The sequence below is a fragment of the Nocardioides acrostichi genome (genome assembly GCF_015319165.1).
Taxonomy (GTDB): Bacteria; Actinomycetota; Actinomycetes; order Propionibacteriales; family Nocardioidaceae; genus Nocardioides; species Nocardioides acrostichi.
This window is the reverse complement of record NZ_JADIVZ010000003.1, coordinates 18,172-42,627: the sequence shown is the minus strand read 5'-3', so window position 1 is coordinate 42,627 and position 24,456 is coordinate 18,172. Positions and strand designations below refer to the sequence as shown.

The window sequence follows — 24,456 nt, the reverse complement described above, 5'->3', positions numbered from 1 at the left end:
AAGAACCTACGCGATGGCCGATCAGGCGATGGAGGTGACCGTGTTCACGCGCGGCACCCCCGCGGCCTCCTCGGCTCGCAACGCGTCGGTGAGCAGGGTGACCAGTGCCTCGAGCTGCACGTCGGCAGAGCCGCCGACCTCCTCGTCGGAGCCGTCCAGTGCGCGGGCGGCGAGCCCGGCCTTGGAGTCGATGAGCTCCGCGATGCGGGTGTCGATGGTCTGCGAGGCGATGACGCGCCACGCGGTGACCGGCTCGTCCTGACCGATGCGGTGGATCCGGTCGATCGCCTGGGTCTGCTCGGCGTCGGTCCACGACAGCTCGGCCAGCACGAGGTTCGAGGCGACCTGGAGGTTCAGGCCGACGCCGGCCGCCATGAGCGAGCACACGATGACCGAGACCTCGGGGTCGTTGACGAACCCGTCGATGGCCTCGGTGCGCGCCTTGGCGCTCTGGTCTCCTCGCACGGAGGTGTAGCGCAGGCCGCGCTCGGCGAAGACCTTCTCGGCGGCGTCCATGACGTCGACGTGCTTGGCGAAGAACACGACCTTGCCCACGTTGCGGGCCAGCTGGGCGGCGTAGTCGGCGGCCAGCCCGGCCTTGGCCTGGCCGATGCGGCGCACCATGGTGAACACGTTCTCGCCGTCCTTGGCCGATGAGGAGTCCTCGAGCTCCCAACCGGCGACACGACGCACCAGCTCGTGGTCGATGCCCTCGACGGTGCGTCCGGAGGTCCGGGTCGCCATGGCCGTGTGGTAGCGCGAGACCAGCCGCGCAGCGAGCTCGCGTTCGGCCTCGCGGATCGAGCGGCCCACGGCACCGTCGAGCTCGACGGGCAGGTCGGCGACACGGCGGGCCGGGATGTCGGAGGCGACGTCGACCTTGCGGCGCCGGACGATGCCCTGGTTGACGACGCAGGTGCGGGCCGCGCCGTAGAACGACGGTCCGTCGGCCGGCGTCAGGCCGGTCTCCTCGAGCGCCGCGACGAGCGGCCCGAGCGGAACCTTGTCGTCGATCCAGCCCAGGAACTGCCAGATGGCGCGGAAGTCCTCGATGTCGTTGATGAGCGGCGTGCCCGTGAGCGCCATGAGCAGCGGGCGTGCGTAGCGCGCGCGGATCCGCTCGGAGAGGTGCAGCACGTGCTGGGAGCGCTGTGAGGCCTTGTTCTTGATGAAGTGCGCCTCGTCGACGACCATGCCGCGGAACCCGAGGCCACCGAGCCAGCCGACGTGGCGGTCGAGGATCTCGTAGTTGACCACGAAGATGTCGGCGAACCCGTCGACGGCCTCGCCGTCGCCGTGGATCACGGTGACGGTGCGGTCGGGCACCCAGTGCGCGGCCTCGCGAGCCCAGGAGGTCTTGACGACGTTGGGCACGACCACCAGCAGCGGGAAGGCGCCGGCAGCCTCGGCGGCGAGCAGAGCCTGCGCGGTCTTGCCGAGTCCCGGCTCGTCGGCCAGCAGGTAGGTGCGATGCCCCTCCGAGGCGGCGGCCACGACCTGGGCCTGGTGGTGCATGAGCACCCGCCCGCCGCCGGCCGCGGTCGAGGCGTGCTCGGGCAGCGGCATGCAGGCCGAGGCGCCGCCGTACTCGAAGGACCGGAACAGCGGGCCGAGCAGCTCCCACCCGGCCAGTCGGCGGGGACGCTGGCGCAGGTCGACACCCGAGAAGTCCGGCTGGAGGAAGGGGTTCGAGAGGCGTCGGGAGACCACGGACGTCGGGAGCACACCGCGATCGGGTACGACCTCGGCGGCGTCGTCCTCGATCTCGGCCGGCTCGGGCTCGACGCCACCGCGACGCAGCATGTCCAGGCGCAGGTCGCGGGCCTCGTCACCGATCTCGGCGTCCTCGCCGAGCAGGTAGAGCAGCGTCGTGTCGCGGGTGGCCGTCTTGGCCAGGATGGTGGCGATGCCGTCGAGGCGCTTGAGCTGCTCGGCGCGGTGCGACTCGGTGCTGTCGGTGTCGGCCTTGACCCGGGCCCGCTCCTCGCGCACCAACAGGCCGACGACCTGGAACTTCGTGCGAGCCGAGCCCGGCAGGCTGCCTCGCTGGGCGGAACCCTCGACCTCGCGCACGGCACGCGCCAGGATCGGGATGATGCCCTCGTTGTCGAGGTCGCGAACCCGTCGCTGGGAACGCTGGGCGCCGCCACGGCGCTGGGCTCGTCGAGCCACGAACTCCTCCTCCGACCCCGGCCGCCCGGGGGTGCCGACTTCTCGGCCCTCGCACGCGAGACACGAGAACTCGAGGAACGTGCTGCGCCGATGGCGGGGGCCGATGGCCCGGCCGCTCCCGATGGACGCGTCCCCATCGTGCCATACCTCACCTGAGGCTGTCGCATCGTTCACGCCGGGTTTGCGCGGGACGGGGTCTGGACCACAACCGAGGGGGTGACCTGCGAGCGGCTTCGGCGACGCACGATGGAGGTGTTCCGACCAGGACTCACCACGCTCGGGTGGTGTTCCACCCGCAGGGGTGGGCCCGGACGGGACCGCCGCGGCCGGAAGCCAGAATCCCTTCCGGCCGCGGCACCTTCGTGTCGGGGGTCAGGCGGCGCGGCCGAACAGCGCCGTGACGGCGAAGCGGACGTCGCGCACCAGGTCGCGGCCGGTCTCACGACGGGTACGCCAGCGCGAGACGTGCTCGGGCGTCTGCGCGGCGGTCTCGGTCACCAGCAGGCTGAGGTGTCCACGTCGCACGGCGACGCGCACTCCGTCGACGGGGGCGGGCGCAGGAGCGGCACCCGCGAGAGGCGCCGACGCTGCGAGGTGACCTGCCATACGGACAGTGTGCGTCCACGCAGGACAAAAAACCCAGGTTCTTGACAATCTCTCTACGACTTATCCACCTATCACCCACGCAAGGCACGCGTCCCGAGCGCAGGCTCGAGGAACGGCCCCAGGTATCGCCGCAACGATTCGCGATCATCGACGTCGACCGCGGTGCCGGGGAGCACCACCAAGGAGATCACCTGGCGCAGCACCCATTCCGCCGTGGCGGCGAGGTCGAGACCGGGTCGAATCAGCCCCCGGCGGACCCCGTCGGCGAGCCAGTCCTCCCAGTAGCCGGCGAGACCTGGCACCACCTCTGTGGCGAAGCGCCCCATCACCCGCGCGTACTCCACGGGCTCGGTCTCGAAGAGGTGCAGCCCCAACGGCGGCAGCGCCGAACCACGCGCGATGAGCACCGCTTCGGCCACCATGCCCGCCACCCCTGCCTCGTCGGCGGCAGAGGAGATGCGGTGCCCGGCGTCGTCCCAGAACGCCTGGTCGCGGTGGATCAGCACAGCCGAGACCAGTCCGGCCTTGTCGGGGAAGAACCGGTAGAGGTAGGCGCGGGAGAGCCCGGCCTCGTCGGCGACGCCCTGCACCGTCGTCCGGCGGATGCCGTCGCGGCGCAGGCAGGCCTCGGCCGCAGCCAGGATGCGCTCGCGGGTACTCACCGCAGCGTGAAGTCGCCCGACTCGAGTTGCCGGGTCCACGCCCAGTAGTCCACGAGACGGAACGGGTTGAGCCCGGGCACTTCCCCGTGTTCGTCGCGGTAGTAGTTGTGCTCGATGTGGGGGGAGGCCCACACCTTCGTGCTCATCTCCCGCGACTGCCGCTCCACGAAACCGTCGAAGGCCTCCGGCGTGATCTCCACGGCCCGAGCCCGCCGCTCCACGAGCATCCTCGTCGCCTCGAGGAGGTAGGCGACCTGATACTCGCTGCCGGCGACGATGCTGCCCCCGCTGGCCAGGTTGGTGCCGGGGCCGTAGAGGCAGAAGAAGTTCGGGAACCCGGGCACGGTGAGCCCCAGATGGGCTCGCGGGTGGCCGGCCCAGCGCTCGTTGACCTCCACGCCGGCCACCCCGTGCACGGTCAGGGGCGTGAGGAACTCCAACGGCTTGAAACCGGTGGCCCACACGATCACGTCGGCCCGGTGCCGTCCGCCCTCGGTGTCGACGACGGCATCCGCCTCGAGCCGCTCGACGCCGGCGCGCACCAGTTCGACGTTGTCGCGTTGGAGCGTCTGGAGCCACGAGCCGTTGTCCTGGAGCGTCCTCTTGCCGGTCGGCGGGTAGGTGGGCACGACCTTGGCGCGCAGCTCGGGATCCTCGACCTGGCTCTCGATCCACTCGGTGAACATCACCCGCACCAGGTCGCTGATCTCGCTCACCGAGTGCTCCTGGTCGGCCCAGTCCGGATCGACCTCGGCGGCCGCCAGTCCCTGATCGAGGCCACCCCAGGCGATGAGGAACCGGAACCACCGGCCGTAGGCGGGCAGGTGCCTCATCGCCCAGCCGACACCCGGACCGACCTCGTCGTGGTAGCCGGGGTTCGGGAACATCCACTGCGCGCTGCGCTGGATGACGGTGAGGGAGCCGACGCGGTCGGCGATGGCGGGCGCGAGCTGGAAGCCGGTGGCGCCGGCGCCGATCATGACGACGTCCTGGCCGGTCAGCTCGACGTCGTCACGCCAGCGCGAGGTGTGGAAGGCGGGCCCGTCGAAGGTGCCGGGCACGTCGGGGATCGAGGGTCGGTTCAGCTGACCGACGGCGCTGACGACGATCGCAGCCTGCAGCGTGGAGCCGTCGTCGAGAGTGACCTGCCAGCGGCCCTGCTCCTCATGCCAGGTGCAGTCGGTGACCTCGACGCCGAATCGGGTCATGGCAGGCACGTCGTGCTCCTCGGCGACGCGCTCGAAGTAGGCGAGCAGCTCGGGCTGGGTCGCGAAGAACTGGCTCCACTCCTCGTTCGGCGCGAAGGAGTAGCAGTAGTAGTGGTTGGCGACGTCGACACGAGCCCCCGGGTAGGTGTTCTCGCGCCACGTGCCGCCCGGGCCGTCGTTCTTCTCGACCACCGTGACCGGGTGACCGGCCTGGCGCAGCCGCAGCGCGGCCAACAGTCCCGACATGCCGCACCCGATGACGACGACGGGGTAGTCCTGCGCACCGTCGACCGGAGCGGGAGCACCGGCGTCGGACCCGTCGAGCGCGAGCTCCTCGGCCATCATCGGCACGTACTCGGGCGCCACCTCGGCGCCGGTCACGAAGCTCATCAGCTCGTGCAGCTCCGCTCCGTCGAGCGGCTCGGGGCCGGGGCAGCCCCTCTGGCACCAATCACGGACGACGTCCGCCGCGAGGTCGCGCGCGGCCGCCTGGTCCTCCGGCGCCATGAAGCCCTGCCACTCGTTGAGCAGGACGCCCGCGGGCCGCAGCGGACCGTCCAGGATCTCGCGTCGGCGCCCCGCGGGCAGCAGGTGCACGCAGGTGGCCAGCAGGGCCGGGACGGAGAGGTCGTCGAACAGCGCCCGCAGCCGTACGTCGTCGAGCTCTGCCGGCGAGGCCGGAGCGGTGTCAGGATGCGTGGTACTCGTCACAAATGGCGAGGGTACACACTTGTCAGAATCTGTCTACTCGCCTAGGTTCCAGCCCATGCGCTCCGTGATCGCCCACGGGCCCGGCGACGTCCGGGTCGACGACGCCCCCGACCCCGAGATCTCCGGCCCCGACGGGGCGATCGTCGCTGTCGAGGCCACCGCCATCTGCGGCTCGGACCTGCACTTCTACGACGGCGACCTGCCGTTCTTCCCAGTCGCGCTCGGCCACGAGGCGATCGGCCGCATCGTCGAGATCGGGCCTCAGGTACAGCGGTTCAGGGTCGGCGACCGGGTGCTCGTGTCGTCGGTGGCCGGCTGCGGTCGCTGCCCGGGCTGCGCCACGCTCGACCCGATCCGCTGCCACGCCGGCGCCCAGGTGTTCGGCTCCGGGCTGCTGCCGGGAGCGCAGAGCAGCCTGCTGGCGGTACCCGCCGCGGACTTCCAGCTGCTGGCCGTGCCCGAGGGGATCGACGACGACGCCGCCCTCCTGCTCACCGACAACCTGGCCACCGGCTGGGTCGGCGCGAGCCGCGGCCGGGTCGTCCCCGGCGACACCGTGGTCGTGCTCGGTCTCGGCGCGGTCGGGCAGTGCGCCGCGCGCGCTGCGCTGGCCCACGGGGCGGCCAGGGTTCTCGCGGTCGACCCCGTCGAAGGGCGCCGCGAGCGGGCGGCCGCCGCCGGCGCCGTCCCGCTGGCCGGAGAGACGCCGGCCCGGGTGCTCGAGGAGACCGACGGCGTGGGTGCCGACGTGGTGATCGACGCCGTGGCGAACAACGCTTCCCTCGACACCGCCTTCGCGAGCGTGCGCGCCGGCGGCACGGTCTCGGTGCTCGGCATCCACGACATGGAGCCCTACCCGCTCGGCGCGACGATGGGCGTGTTCCGCAGCGTCACGATGACCATGAACACCGCGCCGGTGCAGCAGACCTGGCCGGACCTCGTGCCGATGCTCACCAGCGGCCGGCTCGACGTCTCCGGCATCATCACCCAGCGCTTCGACCTCGAGCAGGCGGCCGAGGCCTACGCGGCCGTCGCGGCTCGCACGGCCGACACCATGAAGGTCGTGCTCACGGTGGGGAACCACTGATGGGATTCCTCGAACCGAACCTCCCGAGCGTCGACTACCCGACCTGGAGCCGCCTCTCCCGCTCGGAGCGGATGAAACCGATGGCGCGGCACTTCGCGCAGTACGGCTTCGGCTCCCCCGACGTGCTGATCGTCGTCTATGCGCTCAAGATCGTGGCCTACCTCGCCGTCGGCTGGGGCCTGGTGATGACCAAACCCGGCATCGACGGGCCCTTCGACGTGCTGGGCTGGGGCTCGGCACCACAGGTGCTCTACACCTTCGCGCTGTGGACGATGCTCTTCGAGGTGCTCGGCCTGGGCGGCGGGTTCGGCCCGCTCAACCTGCGCATCAACCCGCCGCTGGGCACCTTCCTCTACTGGCTGCGCCCGCGGACCATCCGGCTACCCCCGTTTCCCCGCTGGGTGCCCCTGACGGCCGGTGACGAGCGGACCCCGGTCGACTGCGTGCTCTACGCCGGGTTCCTGGTCTCGATGGTGATCGCGATGGTCGGGCAGATCCACGACTGGCAGGTCGTCTCCGCGCTGGTGTTCCTGGCGTTGATCGGGCTGCGCGACAAGGCGATCTTCCTGGCCGCACGGAGCGAGGTCTACGCCCCGATGCTGGTGGCGATGCTGTTCGCGCCGATCGACGGCGTCGCCTCGGTGAAGCTGACCCTGCTGCTCATCTGGTTCGGCGCGGCGATCTCGAAGGTCAACCAGCACTTCGCGTTCGTGGTGTCGGCGATGTTCAGCAACTCACCGGTCTTCCGCCTCGCGCCGGGCCTCAAGAAGCGGCTGCACACACACTTCCCTGACGACCTGCGCCCCTCGCCGATCGCACACCGGCTGGCGCACGTGGGCAGCGTCGTCGAGTTCGGCGTCCCGCTCGTGCTGCTGTTCGCCGGGCTCTACGGCCCGCACTGGCTGGTGCTCGTGGCAGCGGTGTGCGTGTCGCTGTTCCACCTCAACATCATCACCAGCCTGCCCATGGGCGTGCCGCTGGAGTGGAACGTGTTCATGATCATCGGCGTCTGGGTGATGTTCGTCGGTCAGGCCGACGCCGGCTTCGGCTCGCTCGAGCAGCCGCTTCTGGTGATCGGCCTCTTCGCCGTCTCGCTGTTCTTCGTCGTGTTCGGCAACGTCCGGCCCGACAAGGTCTCGTTCCTACCCTCGATGCGCTACTACGCGGGCAACTGGGCCGCCACCGCGTGGTGCTTTCGCGGTGATGCGCTCGACCGCTTCGAGTCCTCCGTCGTCAAGGCGTCCAAGATGCCGCACGTGCAGCTCGAGGAGCTGTACGGCAGCAAGGAGGAGGCGATGATCCCGCTGCACCTGGGCTACGCCTTCCGCGGCTTCCACACCCACGGCCGAGCGCTCTACACGCTCGCCGAGCGGGTCTGTCTGCCCGAGGCTCCGGACGACCCCTACCTGCTGCTCGACGGCGAGCTGGTCACCGGCACCGCCGTCGGCTGGAACTTCGGCGACGGCCACATGCAGCACGAGCAGATCGCGGCGGCGCTGCACAAGCGCTGCGACTTCCGCCCCGGTGACGTGCGCGTGGTGTTCTTGGAGTCCCAGCCGATGCTCACGCCGCGTCAGCAGTACCGGCTCTTCGATCCCGCCGTCGGCGAGCTCGAGCGCGGGTACGTCGAGGTCGCCGACCTGGTGTCGCGTCAACCCACCGACTTCGACGTGCCGCTGCACGTGGAGTCGACCACGCTCGACTGAGCCACCCGGCCGGGGGGTTGGTAGTCCGGCGCGACGTGCCCACCCTATGGGTATGACCACCACAGTCAACGCCCTTCAGGTGACCGGCCCGAAGGCCTCCTTCGAGCGAGCCACGATCGAGCGCCGGGATCTACGGCCCGACGACGTGCGCATCGAGATCAGCCACGCCGGCATCTGCCACTCCGACATCCACACCGCCCGCGAGGAGTGGGGTGGCACCACCTACCCGCTCACTCCGGGTCACGAGATCATCGGCACCGTCGCCGAGGTCGGCGACGAGGTCACCACCCACTCCGTCGGCGACGTCGTCGGCGTCGGCTGCTTCGTCGACTCCTGTCTTCAGTGCGAGGCCTGCAAGGACGGCGAGGAGCAGTACTGCACCGACCCCGGCGTCGTGCAGACCTACGGCATGGAGGACTACCACGGCGAGGTCACCAAGGGTGGCTACAGTCAGCAGGTCGTCGTGCGCGACCACTTCGTGGTGAAGATCCCCGACGGCATGGACCTCGCCGCCACCACTCCCCTGCTCTGCGCCGGCATCACGACCTATCACCCGCTCAAGGCGCTCGGCGTCGGGCAGGGCAGCAAGGTCGGCGTCATCGGCATGGGCGGCCTGGGCCACGTCGCCGTCAAGATCGCGGCCGCCATGGGTGCCGAGGTCAGCGTGCTCTCCCGCACCGACGCCAAGAAGGACGACGGTTTGGCCTTCGGCGCGAAGCACTACTACGCCACCGAGGACGGCTCGGTGTTCGACGAGCTCGCCGGCCACTTCGACGTCATCCTCAACACCGTCGGCTCGGGCATCCCGCTCGACTCCTACATGGGCACCCTCGGCCGCGGCGGGGTGATGCACAACCTGGGCGCCCCCGAGGACAACCTGGAGGTCGCGGCGTTCTCGCTGCTGCCGAACCGTCGCTCCCTGTCGGGCTCGATGGTCGGCGGCCTGCCCGAGACCCAGGAGATGCTCGACTTCTGTGCCGAACACGGCATCACCGCCACCGTCGAGGTGATCGATGCCGACCAGGTCGACGACTACTACGAGAAGGTCGTCTCCGGCGACGTGCGCTATCGCGCCGTCATCGACGTGGCCTCCCTCGCCTGACCGCACCACCGGACCGCGGTCCGGTTGAGACGCATCCCACGCCCGCTCCGGGAAGTCCCGGAGCGGGCGTGGCTGTTGTACCGAGCATGACTGCACACACCGCTTTCGAGTCCGTGAAGATCGGTGCCTGGGAGCTGCCCCAGCGCTTCGTGATGGCTCCGCTCACCCGCAACCGCTCTCCCCAGACCGTGCCGACCGAGCTCAACGCCGCCTACTACGGCCAGCGCGCCGGCGCAGGCCTGATCATCAGCGAGGGCACCCAGCCCAGCGCCGTCGGGCAGGGCTACCTCGGCACCCCCGGGCTGCACAGCGACGAGCAGGTCGCCGGGTGGCGCCGTACCGCCGACGCCGTGCACGCCGCCGGCGGGCGGATCGTCGTCCAGCTCATGCACGCCGGACGCATCGCCCACCCCGACAACAAGGGCGGCCTGGAGTCGGTGGCGCCGAGCGCGATCGCCGCGCCCGGACAGATGGTGACCGCCGACGGGCCGCGCGAGCACCCCGAGCCGCGGGCGCTCGAGACCGCCGAGATCCCGGGCATCGTCGAGGAGTACGTCATCGCCGCCCGCAACGCGGTCGACGCCGGCGTCGACGGGGTCGAGGTGCACTCGGCCAACGGCTACCTGCTGCACCAGTTCCTCTCACCGGTCAGCAACACCCGCACCGACTCCTACGGCGGCTCGCCCATCGACCGGGCCCGCCTGACCATCGAGGTCACCCGAGCCGTCGCCGACGCGATCGGCGCCGACAAGGTGGGCATCCGGATCAGCCCGGCCCACAACATCCAAGGTGTGCTCGAGGAGGATGCGGCCGAGACCCGCGCCACCTACGAGGCGCTCGTCGACGGCATCGCCGACCTCGGCCTGGCCTACCTCTCGATCCTGGCCGACCCGCGCGCCGAGCTCACCCAGGATCTGCGGCGCCGCTTCGGCGGTCCGGTCATCGTCAACGACGGCTTCGCCTCGGTCACCACCCTGGCCGACGTCGAGCAGTTGCTCGCCGAGGATCTCACCGATCTCGTGGCCGTGGGGCGCCCGTTCCTCGCCAACCCCGACCTCGCCGAGCGGTGGCGCACCGGGGCGGGCCTCAACTCCCCGAACCCCGACACCTTCTACGGAGGCGGCGCCGAGGGGTACACCGACTACCCCACCCTCGCCTCCGCCTGACCCGCGAGGGGTCGCGAATCGTCCCGCGAGGGGTCGCGAATCGTCCCGCGAGGGGTCGCGAATCGTCCCGCGAGGGGTCGCGAATCGTCCCTCGAGGGGTCGCGAATCGTCCCCCGAGGGTCAGCCTGGTGGTCGCGACGAGGCGGTCGCGTCCGGGCAGAACGCCTCACGCGGCGAGCCGGTGTGCAACTCCTCGGGCAGGGTCAGCACCAGATCATCGGAGAGCACCCGCAGATACCTCACGTGCACCGAGACGCTGGTGACGAACGACCCCGAGCGCGCCGCCAGCGTCTCGCAGCCGCTCATGTGCATCACGAGGGTGAGCTCCTCGGTGCTGTCGGGCCCGATGGTTCGCGAGGAGATCGACTCGAGCTGGAGCAACCTGGAGTCGGGCTGCCCCGGCGTCAGACCGGTGACCGTGAGGGGCAGCCGCCCCGGGTTGTGCACGGCGAAGGTGTAGCGCAACGTGCCCTGATCGGCGTAGCGCACCTGGCGGATCGTGCGCTCGGCGATCTGGAACGTGGCCGTGGCCTCGGTGCCCTCGACGGACGCCGGCGTCGAGGTGGTCAGGTGCGGGGCGTTCTGGCGCACGACGAGGGCGCCCACCGCGATCACGGTCGAGGCGGCCAGCACAGCGACCAGCAGCACTGGCCTGGTTCGCACCCTAGGCACGGCGGCGCAGCACGATGGCGCCACCGGCCGCCAGGAAGGCGGTGAGCACCAACAGCCCGAGCGGCCCCTCGTCGGCCAGATCCTCGGTCGCGACGACGGCCGACTGCTGCACGTCGGAGTCGTCTGCCACCGCCCCGGCTCCGGTCGCCGAGGCGCCGTCGGCGGACGGCTGCGACGGGCTGTCGAACCACCCGCACCCGGGCGGGTGTCGCAGCGTGGGGTCGCTGCGGTCGTACTGGCTGCACGAGAGGAAGCCGGCGTCCTTGACCGCGAGCCCGGGCTCGAAGACGGAGCCACCCTGGTCGCAACCGGCGACCGGCAAGGTGAAGTTGTTGGTCGCCTCGCCGTAGGACGACGTGTTGTCCTCCCAGCAGTTGCCGTGGCCCTCGTCGTCCCACCAGTGGTCGAGACCGTTGGGCCGCACCGCACCGGCCGGGCTGATGCCCATCGTGTTGGCGAAGGTGCGGTTGTCGTGCGAGGTGTCGTAGAGCTTCTGGGGGTCCATCTCGTCACGCAGTGGCGCCGGCACCCAGAACTGCATGGTGCCGTTGCGCCAGTTGTCGTAGATCCAGTTGTGGTCGGTGGAGTTGAAGTTGCCGCCCGCGATCAGCACGCCGGTGCCCACGGGCGTGGGGACGACGGGGCAGACGGCGCCCTCCATGTAGCCACGCTCGGGCATCGGCCGGTCGCACACGTCGTTGTCGACGTACTCGGTGTAGAAGTTCGTGTTGTTGGAGTAGATGCGGTTGTTGCTCCAACGGGCGTGGTCCTGCGGCAGACCGGGGTGGCCGGGGAACAGCGAGTCCGTGGCGATGCCGGTGGCGTTGTCGTAGAACCGGTTGTGGTGCGCCCAGATCGAGTTGCCGGCCGTGCCTGAGTAGCCCAGCGTGTTGTGGTGGCTGCGGTTGTTGCGGATCTCGATGGCATACCGGGTGACCTCGAACTCGGGGTTGTCGGCGTTGAGGTCGCTGCCGGAGCCGGGGTAGATGCCGGAGTCGCCGTTGTAGTAGTTGTTCGTGCGCTCGATGAGCCCGTGGTCGCTGGCGAACGCGAGGATGCCGTACTCGTCGTTGGCCCGGGTGACGAGCCGGTCGAGCACGAAGCCGTCGGTCTCGAGCACGTAGACGCTGTTGAACTCGGCCTGCTGGAACGTCATGTTCGCCAGGTAGACGCCGCCCATCCGGTCGAGCCGGATCGCGTTGAGCTTGCTGAACTGGTTGTCGATGAGCACGTCGCCCTGGTGGCGGCCGGTACCCACGATCTGGGTGCCGCAGAACCGGCTGTCGCAGGCGATCGAGTCATCGTGCGGCGTGGCGTCACCGAAGAGCGCGATCAGGTTGAGGTTGTGCGCGCAGCGCCGCTGGTCGGCGTACGACAAAGCGATCGGGTCGGAGGTCTCCTCGGCCTCGGCAGCCAGGCCGTCGGCCTCGGGGGCCACGGCGTCACCGGAGAGGGAGCCGATGTACTGCGCCGTGGCGCCGAGCGGGTCGTCGGACTCGGTGGCGAGGTGGGAGCAGTAGTCACTGCGCCCGGCCTTGGCCCATTTGCTCTCGGTGTAGCGGCCGGGCAGCACGTAGATCGAGGTGCGCCGGTGGCGGATCGTGTTGACGGCGTCCTGGATGGAGTGGAAGTCACAGCGCCGCAGCAGCCGGGTGTTGACCCGCTTGAGGCGGCCGGCCGGCATAGCGGCGATGCGTGCGCGCGAGCTCTTCTTGCACACCACGCGGGCGCGGGCGTTGTCGTAGCCGAGGAAGTGCGGCACGGCTCCCGTTCCGTCCGGGAACTCGGCCGGCCTCTCCTCGTGAGCCCCCGCGGACGGCGCCAGGGCGAGGCCGCCGACGCCGAGGCCGATCGCGAGACCGACGGTCAGGAACAGCTGGACGACTCGGCGCATGCTGAGAACTCCCTGAGTGATGTGGCCCATAGGGAAGGTAACGGCATCCGCGCCCGGAAGTCACGGGTTCAGCGCACCCAGACGTGCTCCCAGCCCCGCACCGTGGAGGTGTGAGCCCGCTGGGACCGGTCGTGGTCGACGGTCCAGGTGGGGTGGGTGCGCAGGACGGTCTCGAGCGCGATCCTCGACTCCAGTCGGGCCAGCGAGGCACCCAGGCAGAAGTGCACGCCGTACCCGAACGAGAGGTGGTGCTCGGGTTCGCGGCGGACGTCGAACTCCTCGGCGTCCGGCCCGTACTTGCGCTCGTCGCGGCCGGCGGCGGTGTTGAGCAGCAGCACCGGTGAGCCCTGGGGGATCGTGACGCCGTGCAGCTCGAGGTCGCGGGTGGCGCGGCGGGCCTGCACCGGGGAGGGGCCTTCGTAGCGGAGCACCTCCTCGACGGCCTGGCCGATCTTGTCGGGGTTCTCCACCAGCCAGGCGCGCTGGTCGGGGTGGGCGTCGAGCAAGATGCAGGCCCAGCCGAGCAGCCGGCCGACGGTCTCGGTGCCGGCGATCACCAGCAGCAGTCCGAACTCGACGCACTCCTGGGCGGTGAGGTCGGTCGCGGCGAGGTCGGAGAAGAGGTCGCCGATCGGCTCGGTGCGGCGCCGTTCGAGCAGGTTCTGCAGGTAGCCGGCCAGTTCGAGGATGGCGTTCACGGCCGTGGGGTTGGTGAAGCCCTCGTCGCCCTCGAGGTGGAAGGCGGTGTCGATGATCAGTCGCACCTCCTCACGTTCCTCCGAGGGCACACCGAGCAGCTCGGCGATGACGCGCGAGGGGATCTGCGCCGCGAACTGCTGCACGAAGTCGAACTCCTCGCCCGGCGTCCAGGCCGCGAGCAGCGACTCCGCGATCTCGCGGATCTTCGGCTCGAGGTCGGAGACCCGGCGGGTGGTGAACACGCGGGAGACCAGCTTGCGCAGACGCGTGTGGCTCGGTGGGTCGGAGTTGATCATCATCCCGGTCTGCTGCCTCTCGGGGGTGAGCAGCTCCAGCACGGTGCCGTAGGCGGAGGAGAAGGCCTCGGTGTCCTTGAGGGCCGCGGCGACGTCGTCGTAGCGCGAGAGTGCATAGAAACCGCGCTCGTCGTTGAAGTACACCGGTCGCTCGTCACGCAGCCACTTCCACGTCTCGTACGGGCTCGCGTCGAGCTCGGAGTCACTCGGGTCGTACACGGGCACGAGGCTCATCTGCCATCCTTCGGTGCATGTCGGGTGATTCGCGTCAGAAGACTGACACCGAAACGGCGGGTCCGTCAACGCGCTCCTACGACGGCTCACGTCGACGAGAGCAGGGTCACGAGCGGGTGCTCGCCGCCGCAGCACGGCTGGCCAAGGCGCAGTCACGCTGGACCTGGCAGGACATCACCTTCCGCGCCGTGGCCGACGAAGCGGGCGTCAGCGAGCGCACCGTGTACCGGCACTTCCCCACCCAGGCCGCCCTGCACGACGCCTTGATGGACCGACTGCGCGCCGAGGCGGACGTCTCGTTCGAGGGTCTTGACGCCTCCGGAGTCGCCGAGATGGCGCGCCGGATGTTCCGCTCCCTCGACCGCTACACCCCGCACCCGGTCGACGCGACCGAGCACAGCCCCACCCTGGTCGCCGTCGACCGCACCCGCCGCGAGGGACTCCTCGCCGCGAGCGATGGCGATCGACGCCTCGCCGCGGTCCTCGACGTGCTGTGGAGTGTCGAGAGCTACGAGCGTCTGGCCCGCGCCTGGGGCATGGACGCCGACCACGCGGCCGAGGCGGTCGGCTGGGCCATCGAGACCCTCCAATCCGCGTCGGTGGTCGAGCACCGCCCCACCGCGGGTGGTTGAGCCGGGCGAGGCGCTAGCCGAGTCCTGCCATCACGGTGGTTGAGCCGGGCGAGGCGCTAGCCGAGTCCCGTGCCCACCGGTGGTTGAGCCGGGCGAGGCGCTAGCCGAGACCGTGTCGAAACCCAGTGAGGCGGAAAGCAGCGTCGCCTTCACAGTCGCCGGGTTTCGACGCGCTCGTCGCTAGCGCTCCTCACGGCTCAACCACCGCCCCACCGCGGGTGGTTGAGCCGGGCGAGGCGCTAGCCGAGACCCGCCCTCACGGTGGTTGAGCCGGGCGAGGCGCTAGCCGAGTCCCGTGTCGAAACCTGGTGAGGCGACAAGCAGCGTCGCCTTCACAGTCGCCGGGTTTCGACGCGCTCGTCGCTAGCGCTCCTCACGGCTCAACCACCGGCGGACGCGCTCGTCGCTAGCGCTCCTCACGGCTCAACCACCGGGGCCATCACGGTGGTTGAGCCGGGCGAGGCGCTAGCCGAGACCCGCCCTCACGGTGGTTGAGCCGGGCGAGGCGCTAGCTGAGACCCGCGTCGAAACCCAGCGAGACGGAAAGCAGCGTCGCCTTCACAGTCGCCGGGTTTCGACGCGCTCGTCGCTAGCGCTCCTCACGGCTCAACCACCGCCCGGCGCGCTCGTCGCTAGCGCTCCTCACGGCTCAACCACCGGGGCCACCGCGGGTGGTCAGTGCTCCAGGTAGGTGGCGGCCATGTCGGCGTCGCCGTGACCGGCGTCGACGGCCCGCTGGAGATGGGCGAGGATGCCGGGCATCAGGGCGAGCTCGAGGTCGACACCGGCCGCCGCGGCGGCGATGAGGGAGGCGTCCTTTGCGGCGCCCGAGAGCGCGAAGGACGGGTCGAAGGAGCCGTCGAGCATCGCCCCGCCCTTGACCTGCACGTACGGCGCGTCGAGGGCGCCACCGCCGACGGCCTCGAGGAACAGCCGCGGGTCCAGACCCAGTTCGCGCGTGAGCGCCAGCGACTCGGCCACCCCCTCGAGCACGGTGAGCACCCAGGCGTTGGCGGCGAGCTTGAGCCGGCTCCCGGCGCCGGCGGCGCCGACCCACATGGTTCGCGAGCCGATGGCGTCGAGCACGGGGGCGACCCGCTGGCGCAGGGCCTCCTCCCCTGAGGCGAGCACGACGAGGGCGCCGTCCTCGGCCGGCTTGCGGGTGCCGAGCACGGGCGCGTCGACGAGCGCGACCCCCGCGCGTTCGGCGAAGGCGACGATCCGGTCGCTGCCCTCGACGCCCACGGTCGAGGTCTGCAACCACACGGCGTCGCCGAGATCGAGTCCGCCGACCACCTCGAGCACGGAGTCGGCGTCGTAGAGCATCGTGACCACGATGTCGGCGCCGGCCACCGCCTCCTGCGCGGTGCGCGCGATCGTCGCGACGTCGCGCAGCGGCTCGGCGCGCTCCACACTGCGGTTCCACACGCGCAGCCTCAAGCCCGCGGCGGCGATGTTGCCGGCCATGCCGAGGCCCATCGTGCCGGTTCCGAGGAGGGCGACGACGGGTTCGCTGGCGCTGGTCATGCTCCGAGCCAAGCACGCCCGCCAAAGCACGCCCGCCAAGCACGCCCGCCACACACTCTGCCGCAAAACGAGAACGTGTTCTAGTCTGTGACGGCAGTCACCCACGCAGAGGAGCCGTCATGACCAGCACCGGCAGCACTCCCGCCCGTCCCCTACGCGTGATCGGCTGGTCGACCGGCACGGTCGGCCGCCTGGTCATCGCCGGCATCGACGCTCGCCCCGACATGGAGCTGGTCGGACTGTGGGTCTCCCACCCCGACAAGGTGGGCCAGGACGCCGGCCGCCTGGCCGGGCTCGACCGCGACCTCGGTGTGCTCGCGACCAACGACAAGTCCGAGCTCTACGACCTCGGCGCCGACGTGGTCATCCACAGCGCGATGACCGACGACCGGGTCTTCGAGGGGCTGGAGGATCTCGTCGACATGGTCGAGAACGGTCTCAACGTCGTGTCGTCGGGCCCGGTGCTGCTCACCTTTCCCGACGGGCTCGGCCTCGACGTCTACACCGACCGCATCGCCGCCGCGGGCGAGGAGTCGGGCGCCAGCCTGCATGTCAACGGCATCGACCCCGGGTGGGCCAACGACGTGCTGCCGCTGACCGTCACCAGCCTCAGCAAGCGCATCGACCTCGTACGAGTCAGCGAGATCGCCGACTACTCCACCTACTACCAGCCGGTGGTCATGCACGATCTGTTCGGCTTCGGTCGACCGCTCGACTACGAGGCCGTGCTGTGGCAGCCGGGCATCCTCACCACCGCGTGGGGTCCGGTCGTCAAGCACATCGCGGCCGGCCTCGATCTGACCCTCGACGAGCCGCTCGTCGAGCACGTCGACCGGATCGCTGCCGAGAGCGACTTCGCCATCGCCTCCTGCGAGATCCCGGCCGGCACCATGGCCGCCGTCCGCTTCACCGTGACCGGCACGGTCGACGGCGAGCCGCGCGTGGTGCTCGAGCACGTCACCCGCACCCACGTCGACCAGGCGCCGCACTGGCCGACGCCGGCCGAGGGTGGAGGCAGCTACCGGGTCGAGGTGTTCGGCGACCCGAACATGAAGGTCGAGTTCACCCACGAGGGCGAGGACGGCGACCACAACGACTCCGGCATGCTCACCACCGCGATGCGCCTGGTCAACGCCGCGCACGCGGTGTGCGCGCACCCGGGCGGGTTGGTCGTGGCGAAGGATCTGCCGATGATCACCGGCCGCGGCCTCGTCGCCCGCTGACCCGCCGACGAGGTCCGGGAACCAGGGCGGGTGCGGCTGCGGCCCCCTGTGGCCACCTCCACACCCCCGTGTGGACCGCGCCCCCGCGCGGGTGGTGGCCGGCCGCAGCGCCGCACCTGCCGATGCCTGGACAACGCACAGTGGCCACCGCGGTTACGCGTGCCCCTCGGTGCGCTAGACCACCCGCATTCAGAAGCTCGGACGCCGCTTCTCGACGAACGCGGCGACGCCCTCGGGTGCCTCGGGGCCGGCCGCCTGGGTACGGATGCCCAGCAGCTCGCGCCGCATCGTGGTCTCGGGCGCGTCGTCGGCGGCGGTACGGATGAGACGCTTCGCCGTGGCGAAAGCCTCGGGTGGGCCGGCCAGCAGCGTCGCCACGACCTTCTCGACGGCGCTCGACAGCTCGTCGTCCGGCACGACGCGCGCGACGAGCCCGGCCGCGGCTGCTTCGGTGGCGGTGATCGAGTCGTTGAGCAGCGCGAGCCGCAGCGTGGTGTGCAGGCCGAGGGTGTGCACGAGCAGGCTGCTGCCGCCGTCGTTGGAGAGGCCGACCTTGGTGTAGGCCAGGGTGAACGAGGCCGACTCGGCGGCGAGCACGACGTCGGCGGCGGCAGCGAACGGGAAGCCGGCACCGGCGGCACCGCCCTGCACGACCGAGACCACGATGGCCGGCGAGCGCATCAGCTCGCTGACCAGCCGGTGCAGCTGGTCGGCCAGGTCGTCGATGAAGTCCGGCATGCTCTCGGCACCCGCGAAGGCGCCGAGGTCGCCACCGACCGAGAAGAACCGGCCCTCGGCGGCGAGCACGATGACCCGAGCGGCGTCGGCGTGGGCCTGGCGCACGGCCGCGAGCAGCTCGGCCACCGACTCGAGGTGGAGCGGGTTGCCGCGCTGGCCGTCGACCAGCGTGATGCGGGCGCAGCCCTCGGAGGAGGTGTAGTCGACGAAGGTCATGCGGGCATCGTGCCAGCGGGCTCCCCCGCGTCGTTGGCCGCGGGTGCGGGCGGGGTCGACGCCCGCCCGGGCCACCAGATGCGGTCGCCGAGGTCGAGGGCCAGGGCAGTGACGAGGACGGAGCGCACGATGAAGGTGTCGAGCAGCACACCGAGGGCCACCGCCACGCCGAGCTCGACGAGGAACACGAACGGGATCGAGGCGAGGGTGAGGAACGTGGCCGCGAGCACGAGACCGGCCGAGGTGATGACGCCGCCGGTCGAGCGCAGGGCCACCAGGGCCCCGGCCCGGGTGCCGATCTGTGCGGCCTCTTCGCGCACCCGTGTCATCAAGAAGATGTTGTAGTCGATGCCCAGCGCGACCAGGAACACGAAGGCGAACAGCGGGAACCCGGGGTCGGAGCCGGCGAAGCCGAAGACGTACTCGAAGAGGAGCGCCGAGATGCCCAGGGCGGCGCCGAAGCTCAACACCACGGTGCCGATCAGCAGCACCGGCGCCAACACGCTGCGCAGCAGCACGACCAGGACGAGCATCACGAGCGAGAGCACCACGGGGATGATCACTTCCGTGTCGCGGTCGGAGGCGACCTTGGTGTCGTAGTACACCGCCGGCCAGCCGCCCACGAGGGTGGCGTCGTCCACCCGGTGAGCCACCACCCGCGCCTGCTTCACGACGTCCTGCGTGGCGGCGCTGGCGACGTCGCCGGCGATCGGTGCCTCGAAGAACGACCGACCTCCCCCGATGGGTCGAGCGGCGGACGGCGTGCCCACGCCTGGTTGCCCGGCGACCGCGGCCGCGACCTCGTCGATGTCGTCGGCGGCGGCGACGACCTGGAGTGTGTTGGAGGTGTCGAGCAGCCCGTGCTCGAGCAGCACTTTCTGGCCCTTCACCGAGTCGGTCTCGTGGGTGAAGGTGTCCTCGGTGGAGAGTCCTGCGGTGTTGAGGGTGAAGAGTCCGAGGCAGGCGAGTGCGAGCAGCCCGCTGGTGAGGATCCACACGCGGCGCGGGTGCGGTTGCACCAGCGCCCCGACCTTCGCCCACAGTCCGGACTCGTTGGGCTCGCGCGAACCGAACGCCGGTCGCTTGGGCCAGAACACCCAGCGTCCGCAGATCACCAGCAGCGCGGGCAGCAGCGTGACCATGACCAGGAACGTGACGGCGACGCCGACGGCGTTGACCGGGCCGAGACCGGCGGTCGAGTTGAGCTCGGCGAGCAGCAGGCACAGCATGCCGAGCACCACGGTGCCCGCCGAGGCGAGGATCGCCGGAGCAGCGCGGTGCAACGCGACCGCCATGGCCTCGTGCCGATCCTCGTGCTTGCGCAGCTCCTCGCGATAGCGGGCGGTCAGCAGGAGGGCGTAGTCGGTGCCGGCGCCGATGACCAGGATCGAGAGGATGGACTGACTCTGACCGTTGACCGTGACGTCGGCGTACTTGGCCAGCAGGTACACGATGCCGCCCGCGCACGACAAAGCGACGACCGCCGACACGATCGGCAGGATCCACAGCATGGGCGAGCGATAGGTGAGGAGCAGGATCAAGATCACCACGCCCAGGGTGATGAGCACCAGGGTGGTGTCGATGCCCTCGAAGGCCTCGGCCGAGTCGGCCGCCTGGCCGCCGGCTCCGGCCAGGTGCACGGTGACGCCATCGATCTGCGCGATGTCGCGCAGACCCTTGGCCGCGTCCGGCATGTCGTTCCAGCCGTTCGCGCCGAAGTCGAAGGTGACCAGCGTGACGGCGACGGCACCGTCGTCGGAGTAGCCGCCCATGCCGGCCTTCGCGGCGATCTCGGGCGGCACGACACCGGCATCGATCACGCCGTCCAGACCGGCCATCTGCTGAGCCTGCTCGCCGATCGCCTGCTTCTCGGACGCCGTGAGCGTGCCGTCGTCGGCCTCGTAGACCACCAGGGTCGGGATCTGATTGGGGTCCATCTGGCTCGCGAGGGCGTCGATCACCTGGGTCGACTCCGCCGATCCGGGCAGCCAGGAGGAGGCCTCGTTGTTCTGCACGTCGGCGAGCTTCGCGTTCAACGTTCCGAGACCGCCTGCGGCCACGAGCCAGGCGACGAGCACGAGCCACTTGGTGACGCGGCCGGTCAGCCGGCCGGCGATCTGTCGATGCATGGGTACACCTCAGCAGGTCGGGGCGCTTGCGCGCATCAGGGTTGTCCCTGGTCTGGACCCGCGGCCGCCGCAGGACTCATCGCGGGCAGGGCGACGGCGCCCGACTGAGGGGCCGCCCGTCTGGGTAGAGGCAAGCCATGAACGACGCAGACTCGATCGTCTTCGACCAGGTACAGATCGGCCGTGGCCTCAAGCCCGTGGCTCAGCACGGGTTCGTGGTGCTCACCCCCGGCCACGTCACGCTGCTCGACAGCAAGGAGCAGCAGGTGGCCACGGGGCCGATCTCCGGGTGCAACCCCACCTTCACCCGGTTCACGCGCAAGCAGAACATCACGCTCCTCGTCGGCGGCGAGACGTTCAACGTGGCGCCGGCGTGGGGTCGCACCGTCGGCACGCTGCTGCCCGACGGCAAGGGCGTCAAGGACGCCGCCGCCCTACTCATGGCGTGTCTGGAGAACGACGGGCGACTGCCCGCCTGACCCACCCCATGGGTGCGCGTCAGCGCACCTCGAGCGGCACGCTGAGCGGACGCCGCACGTAGTTGCACGGCGCCCGGGTCACGGCGTCCTGGTCGACGGCGAAGTCGGGCATCCGAACCATCAGTTCGGTCAGCGCGACCCGGCCCATCATCCGCGCGGCGGCGGCACCCAGTGGTGGGCGCCGTGGGCGAAGGTGAGGATCTGACGCCCGTGGTGCACCGGGTCGTGGTCGCGCAGTGCCGCGTACATCGGCCACGGATCGGCCCAGCTCTCCCCGCTGCGGGGCACGAACCGCACCCGCGTCGTCGTCACCGCGCCAGCCCACCGCAGGCTCGGGAACCCGTCAACGGTCGTGGTTCGGGTCGTGGCCTGGCGGCGTTATGGCGCGTGCTCAGGCACACGACCCAGACCACGACTCTCTACTCCAGCCCGAAGAGCCGCACCGCGTTGTCGTGTAGCACGGCCCGGTTCCAGTCGTCGCCGAGCCCCAGCCCGGTGACGGACTCCACGGCGTGCAGGTAGGGGTAGGGGATGTTCGGGTAGTCGCTGCCGAACAGCACGCGCTCCCCGAGGTCGCGTAGCCGCGCGAGCTCCGAGGCCGGGAAGGGTGCTGTTTCTTCGGTGAACGCGGTGAAGGCCATGGTGGTGTCGAGGTGCACCGAGCGCGAGGTCTCGACGAGGTCGAGGAAGGCGGCGTAGTCGGGGAGCCCCATATGTGCGACGACGAGCACCAGGTCGGGGAACCGTCGGGCGAGCCGCACCATGCCGGCCGGGCCGGTGTGCGTGCCGGGTGCGGGGCCGTGCCCGCCGTGGATCACGATCGGTGTTCCAGCCTCGGACAGCACCCGCCACACGCCGTCGAGCAGCGCGTCGTTGGGGTCGTAGTCGCCCACCTGCACGTGCGCCTTGAAGACCCGGGCACCCGCATCGAGTGCACGGCGCACGTAGGCCTCCGCGCCGGGCTCGGGGTAGAAGGTCGCCGAGTGCAGGCAGTCGGGGTGACCGGCCGCGAACGTGGCCGACCATTCGTTGAGCCAGGCCGCCATGTCGGGCTTGTGCGGGTAGTTCAGCGAGGTCCAGGTGCGCACGCCCAGGTCGCGCAGCATCCGCACCCGGGTCGGCTCGTCGGCTCGGTAGGTGATCGGCCACGGCCGCCCGAGCAACGGACCGACGGCGTCGAAGTAGGCCCACACCTTCGCCAGCACCGGCTCGGGCATGAAGTGGGTGTGCACGTCGACGATGCCCGAGATGCCCAGCGCGTCGTACGTCGCCCGCAGCTCCGCGCACTCCTCGTCCGGCTCGGTCACCGGACCAGCATGCCGCGAGTGGTTGAGCACACCGCTCACCGAAGGGGTGACATCGATCACCGGTCGGCGGGGCACCGTGAGCAGAACCAATCAAGGAGGAAGCAATGCTCTGGACCATTCTGATCGTGCTGGCCATCATCGCGCTGGTGCTGTTCATCCTGGGTCGCGTGCGCGGCAACCGGCTCTGAGCGCTCGGTGCGCGATCGTGGCCCGGCTCGAGGGAGGCCGGGCCACGGCCGTGTCCGGGCTCGTCGGTTAGGCTGAGCCGGACGGCGGTGGGGCTCGCCGACAACCGCGGCCACGGCCGCCAACAGTCCCTACCTGACATCGACGGTAGGAGAGCTGTGTCCTCGAAGCCCCGGCCCCAGGGCGGCTGGCAGTCCGAACCCACCGATCCGGACACCGCGGACGTCGCCTGGGACGACTCCAGCCCCGGCGTCGTCCGTCGCGAGCAGGCCCAGATCCTGGTTGCCATCTCCCTCGGCGGTGCCGTCGGCGCGTGCGCGCGGTACGGGGCCGGCCTCCTCTGGCCGACCCCCACTGGCCACTTCCCCTGGACCACGTTCTGGATCAACGTCGTCGGGTGCGGCCTGATGGGCGTGCTGATGGTGCTGGTGAGCGAGCGGTTCACCACCCATCATCTGGTGCGCCCGTTTCTCGGCACGGGTGTGCTGGGTGGTTTCACGACCTTCTCGAGCGCCACCGTCGACCTGCAGAGGCTGCTGACCCCACAGACCTCCGGGACGGCGCTGCTCTACGCCGCGGGCACGGTGCTCGCCGCGGTGGCCGCGGTGTGGGTCGGCGTCACGCTGACCCGGTTCGCGGTCTTCGACCGAACCGAGGCTGCATCGTGACCTGGGCGATGGTGATCGTCGGTGCCATGGTCGGTGCACCGCTGCGCTACACCGTCGACCGCGTCGTGCAGTCGCGCCACGACACCGGATTCCCGTGGGGCACGTTCAGCGCCAACATGCTCGGCTGCGCGATCCTCGGCTTTCTGGTTGGCGCCACCACGGTCACCGCGGTGCCGGAATCGCTGCAGGCCCTCGTCGGCGTCGGCCTGGCCGGCGCCCTGAGCACCTACTCGACCTTCTCGTTCGAGACCCTGCGTCTGGCCGAGACGGGCTCGCGCCGCTTCGCCGCGACCAACGCCGGCGTCAGTGTCGTCGCGGGGCTCGGCACCGCTGTCCTGGCCGCGGCGTTGGCCGTCGCGTCGTTCGCCTGACGCGAGCCGCGCCCACGGTGGGCACCGCGCCCGTGGCACGCTCGATGCCAGGAGCCTGGACCTGGCCGACGCGCTCGACTGGCCGTCCTCGCGCAAGCACGCCGTGCTCGTCACGACGAAGGCGGACGGTAGCCCGCAGTCCAACGACATCGTGTAAGCCGTCTACGACGGGGCCCTCCACGTCTCGGTCACCCACGATCGGGCCAAGACGGCCACCATGCGCCGTGACCCCCGAATCGGGCTGCACGTGAGCGAGCCGAGTTCGTGGTCCTACGTCTCCTTCTCAGGCACCGTCGGGCTCAGCGACGTCGTTGCGTCGCCCGACGATGCCGCCTGCGACGCGCTGTGCCCTGCTTCCTAGACGGTGGCGCCCTGATCGCGCAGATCCGTGCGCAACCGCTCGGGATCCTCGACGCCGAGCGTGACGCCGGGGTGCCTCAGCACCCGCCGCAGCAGACCGGTCGGATCGATGCCCGGCACCGCGTCGCGAAACGAGACACACAGGGCGTCGTCGCCGTTCGGGGTGAACGACACGCCGCGGTCTGCGAACGACAGATGAGGCGGGCCGGCCGTCTTCACGAACGAGAACCCGCCGCTGCGCACGGTGCCGGTGATGTTGGTCAGCGGCGTCTCCAGGCTCCAGAGCCCGTACCGCACCCGCATCGCGGCGGTGGTGACCTCGACCCAGCACCGCTGCGGGGTGATGCCGAACGGCAAGGCGGCCAGACGATAGGACGCCGCGAAGGCGACGCGGTGGCGCATGAC

22 protein-coding genes are annotated in these 24,456 nt (G+C 70.6%); 9 read left to right on the top strand and 13 right to left on the bottom strand.

Annotated features, from left to right (window positions below; translation table 11 throughout):
- Positions 1-21 precede the first annotated feature (21 nt).
- The 4 genes from ISG29_RS08000 to ISG29_RS07985 all read right to left on the bottom strand — a co-directional run bounded on the left by ISG29_RS08000 (position 22) and on the right by ISG29_RS07985 (position 5,359).
- Positions 22-2,172, bottom strand: coding sequence for a DEAD/DEAH box helicase (locus ISG29_RS08000; RefSeq protein WP_194502904.1), 2,151 nt, complete (start codon positions 2,170-2,172; stop codon positions 22-24).
- Positions 2,173-2,544: 372 nt separating this feature from the next.
- Entirely contained in the window at positions 2,545-2,778 is a 234-nt protein-coding gene (locus ISG29_RS07995) for a hypothetical protein (protein ID WP_194502903.1), read from the bottom strand.
- Between the two features lie 71 nt (positions 2,779-2,849).
- Entirely contained in the window at positions 2,850-3,440 is a 591-nt protein-coding gene (locus ISG29_RS07990; protein ID WP_194502902.1) for a TetR/AcrR family transcriptional regulator, read from the bottom strand.
- On the bottom strand, positions 3,437-5,359 hold the full coding sequence (locus tag ISG29_RS07985; protein ID WP_194502901.1) for an NAD(P)/FAD-dependent oxidoreductase: 1,923 nt from the start codon (positions 5,357-5,359) through the stop codon (positions 3,437-3,439). The genes ISG29_RS07990 and ISG29_RS07985 overlap by 4 nt, the downstream gene beginning before the upstream one ends.
- 55 nt (positions 5,360-5,414) lie before the next feature.
- Between ISG29_RS07985 and ISG29_RS07980 the strand changes: the two genes are divergently transcribed.
- The 4 genes from ISG29_RS07980 to ISG29_RS07965 all read left to right on the top strand — a co-directional run bounded on the left by ISG29_RS07980 (position 5,415) and on the right by ISG29_RS07965 (position 10,420).
- Complete coding sequence (locus ISG29_RS07980; protein WP_194502900.1) at positions 5,415-6,446, top strand: alcohol dehydrogenase catalytic domain-containing protein; 1,032 nt, start codon at positions 5,415-5,417, stop codon at positions 6,444-6,446.
- Positions 6,446-8,152 (top strand): DUF3556 domain-containing protein, encoded by a 1,707-nt coding sequence (locus tag ISG29_RS07975; RefSeq protein ID WP_194502899.1) that lies wholly within the window; start codon positions 6,446-6,448, stop codon positions 8,150-8,152. Before ISG29_RS07980 ends, ISG29_RS07975 begins: the two co-directional genes overlap by 1 nt.
- A gap of 52 nt (positions 8,153-8,204) precedes the next feature.
- Complete coding sequence (locus ISG29_RS07970) at positions 8,205-9,254, top strand: NAD(P)-dependent alcohol dehydrogenase (protein ID WP_194502898.1); 1,050 nt, start codon at positions 8,205-8,207, stop codon at positions 9,252-9,254.
- A gap of 86 nt (positions 9,255-9,340) precedes the next feature.
- A complete protein-coding gene (locus tag ISG29_RS07965) occupies positions 9,341-10,420 on the top strand; it encodes an alkene reductase (RefSeq protein ID WP_194502897.1) in 1,080 nt (359 codons plus the stop codon).
- A 120-nt stretch (positions 10,421-10,540) separates the two neighbouring features.
- Here the strand turns inward: ISG29_RS07965 and ISG29_RS07960 are convergent, their stop codons facing one another.
- The 3 genes from ISG29_RS07960 to ISG29_RS07950 form a co-directional block, all read right to left on the bottom strand.
- Entirely contained in the window at positions 10,541-11,068 is a 528-nt protein-coding gene (locus ISG29_RS07960) for a hypothetical protein (RefSeq protein ID WP_194502896.1), read from the bottom strand.
- Between the two features lie 16 nt (positions 11,069-11,084).
- A complete protein-coding gene (locus ISG29_RS07955) occupies positions 11,085-12,986 on the bottom strand; it encodes a right-handed parallel beta-helix repeat-containing protein (protein WP_194502895.1) in 1,902 nt (633 codons plus the stop codon).
- 68 nt (positions 12,987-13,054) lie between these two features.
- Positions 13,055-14,215 carry a cytochrome P450 gene (locus ISG29_RS07950; RefSeq protein WP_194502894.1) on the bottom strand — a complete coding sequence of 387 codons (1,161 nt, stop codon included), beginning with the start codon at positions 14,213-14,215 and terminating at the stop codon, positions 13,055-13,057.
- Between the two features lie 17 nt (positions 14,216-14,232).
- Between ISG29_RS07950 and ISG29_RS07945 the strand changes: the two genes are divergently transcribed.
- Entirely contained in the window at positions 14,233-14,847 is a 615-nt protein-coding gene (locus ISG29_RS07945) for a TetR/AcrR family transcriptional regulator (RefSeq protein ID WP_194502893.1), read from the top strand.
- Positions 14,848-15,522: 675 nt separating this feature from the next.
- Here ISG29_RS07945 and ISG29_RS07940 read toward each other — a convergent pair.
- Positions 15,523-16,374 carry an NAD(P)-dependent oxidoreductase gene (locus ISG29_RS07940; RefSeq protein WP_194502892.1) on the bottom strand — a complete coding sequence of 284 codons (852 nt, stop codon included), beginning with the start codon at positions 16,372-16,374 and terminating at the stop codon, positions 15,523-15,525.
- A 119-nt stretch (positions 16,375-16,493) separates the two neighbouring features.
- Between ISG29_RS07940 and ISG29_RS07935 the strand changes: the two genes are divergently transcribed.
- Positions 16,494-17,597, top strand: a complete 1,104-nt coding sequence (locus ISG29_RS07935; RefSeq protein WP_194502891.1) for an NAD(P)H-dependent amine dehydrogenase family protein — start codon at positions 16,494-16,496, stop codon at positions 17,595-17,597.
- A gap of 189 nt (positions 17,598-17,786) precedes the next feature.
- Here ISG29_RS07935 and ISG29_RS07930 read toward each other — a convergent pair whose 3' ends face one another.
- Positions 17,787-18,551, bottom strand: coding sequence for an enoyl-CoA hydratase/isomerase family protein (locus ISG29_RS07930; protein ID WP_194502890.1), 765 nt, complete (start codon positions 18,549-18,551; stop codon positions 17,787-17,789).
- Positions 18,548-20,680 carry an MMPL family transporter gene (locus ISG29_RS07925; RefSeq protein ID WP_194502889.1) on the bottom strand — a complete coding sequence of 711 codons (2,133 nt, stop codon included), beginning with the start codon at positions 20,678-20,680 and terminating at the stop codon, positions 18,548-18,550. Before ISG29_RS07925 ends, ISG29_RS07930 begins: the two co-directional genes overlap by 4 nt.
- Positions 20,681-20,817: 137 nt before the next feature.
- Here ISG29_RS07925 and ISG29_RS07920 point away from each other — a divergent pair, with 137 nt between their 5' ends.
- Complete coding sequence (locus ISG29_RS07920; RefSeq protein WP_194502888.1) at positions 20,818-21,159, top strand: hypothetical protein; 342 nt, start codon at positions 20,818-20,820, stop codon at positions 21,157-21,159.
- A 147-nt stretch (positions 21,160-21,306) separates the two neighbouring features.
- Here ISG29_RS07920 and ISG29_RS21565 read toward each other — a convergent pair whose 3' ends face one another.
- Complete coding sequence (locus tag ISG29_RS21565; RefSeq protein WP_207792898.1) at positions 21,307-21,471, bottom strand: hypothetical protein; 165 nt, start codon at positions 21,469-21,471, stop codon at positions 21,307-21,309.
- 107 nt (positions 21,472-21,578) lie between these two features.
- A complete protein-coding gene (locus ISG29_RS07910; protein WP_328828401.1) occupies positions 21,579-22,466 on the bottom strand; it encodes an amidohydrolase family protein in 888 nt (295 codons plus the stop codon).
- A gap of 344 nt (positions 22,467-22,810) precedes the next feature.
- On the opposite strand from ISG29_RS07910, the gene ISG29_RS07905 reads away from it, so the two are divergent.
- A complete protein-coding gene (locus ISG29_RS07905) occupies positions 22,811-23,320 on the top strand; it encodes a fluoride efflux transporter FluC (protein WP_194502887.1) in 510 nt (169 codons plus the stop codon).
- Complete coding sequence (locus ISG29_RS07900) at positions 23,317-23,691, top strand: fluoride efflux transporter FluC (RefSeq protein ID WP_194502886.1); 375 nt, start codon at positions 23,317-23,319, stop codon at positions 23,689-23,691. Before ISG29_RS07905 ends, ISG29_RS07900 begins: the two co-directional genes overlap by 4 nt.
- A 357-nt stretch (positions 23,692-24,048) precedes the next feature.
- Here ISG29_RS07900 and ISG29_RS07895 read toward each other — a convergent pair whose 3' ends face one another.
- The gene (locus tag ISG29_RS07895) at positions 24,049-24,453 is read right to left on the bottom strand and encodes a hypothetical protein (RefSeq protein WP_194502885.1); all 405 of its coding nucleotides are present in this window, start codon (positions 24,451-24,453) and stop codon (positions 24,049-24,051) included.
- Between the last annotated feature and the right edge of the window lie 3 nt (positions 24,454-24,456).

Coding starts and splice junctions, on each gene's coding strand:
- ISG29_RS07995 (WP_194502903.1), bottom strand. CDS start 2,778: ATGGCAGGTCACCTCGCAGCGTCGGCGCCTCTCGCGGGTGCCGCTCCT.
- ISG29_RS07980 (WP_194502900.1), top strand. CDS start 5,415: ATGCGCTCCGTGATCGCCCACGGGCCCGGCGACGTCCGGGTCGACGAC.
- ISG29_RS07975 (WP_194502899.1), top strand. CDS start 6,446: ATGGGATTCCTCGAACCGAACCTCCCGAGCGTCGACTACCCGACCTGG.
- ISG29_RS07970 (WP_194502898.1), top strand. CDS start 8,205: ATGACCACCACAGTCAACGCCCTTCAGGTGACCGGCCCGAAGGCCTCC.
- ISG29_RS07965 (WP_194502897.1), top strand. CDS start 9,341: ATGACTGCACACACCGCTTTCGAGTCCGTGAAGATCGGTGCCTGGGAG.
- ISG29_RS07955 (WP_194502895.1), bottom strand. CDS start 12,986: ATGCGCCGAGTCGTCCAGCTGTTCCTGACCGTCGGTCTCGCGATCGGC.
- ISG29_RS07950 (WP_194502894.1), bottom strand. CDS start 14,215: ATGAGCCTCGTGCCCGTGTACGACCCGAGTGACTCCGAGCTCGACGCG.
- ISG29_RS07945 (WP_194502893.1), top strand. CDS start 14,233: ATGTCGGGTGATTCGCGTCAGAAGACTGACACCGAAACGGCGGGTCCG.
- ISG29_RS07940 (WP_194502892.1), bottom strand. CDS start 16,374: ATGACCAGCGCCAGCGAACCCGTCGTCGCCCTCCTCGGAACCGGCACG.
- ISG29_RS07935 (WP_194502891.1), top strand. CDS start 16,494: ATGACCAGCACCGGCAGCACTCCCGCCCGTCCCCTACGCGTGATCGGC.
- ISG29_RS07930 (WP_194502890.1), bottom strand. CDS start 18,551: ATGACCTTCGTCGACTACACCTCCTCCGAGGGCTGCGCCCGCATCACG.
- ISG29_RS07925 (WP_194502889.1), bottom strand. CDS start 20,680: ATGCATCGACAGATCGCCGGCCGGCTGACCGGCCGCGTCACCAAGTGG.
- ISG29_RS07920 (WP_194502888.1), top strand. CDS start 20,818: ATGAACGACGCAGACTCGATCGTCTTCGACCAGGTACAGATCGGCCGT.
- ISG29_RS07895 (WP_194502885.1), bottom strand. CDS start 24,453: ATGCGCCACCGCGTCGCCTTCGCGGCGTCCTATCGTCTGGCCGCCTTG.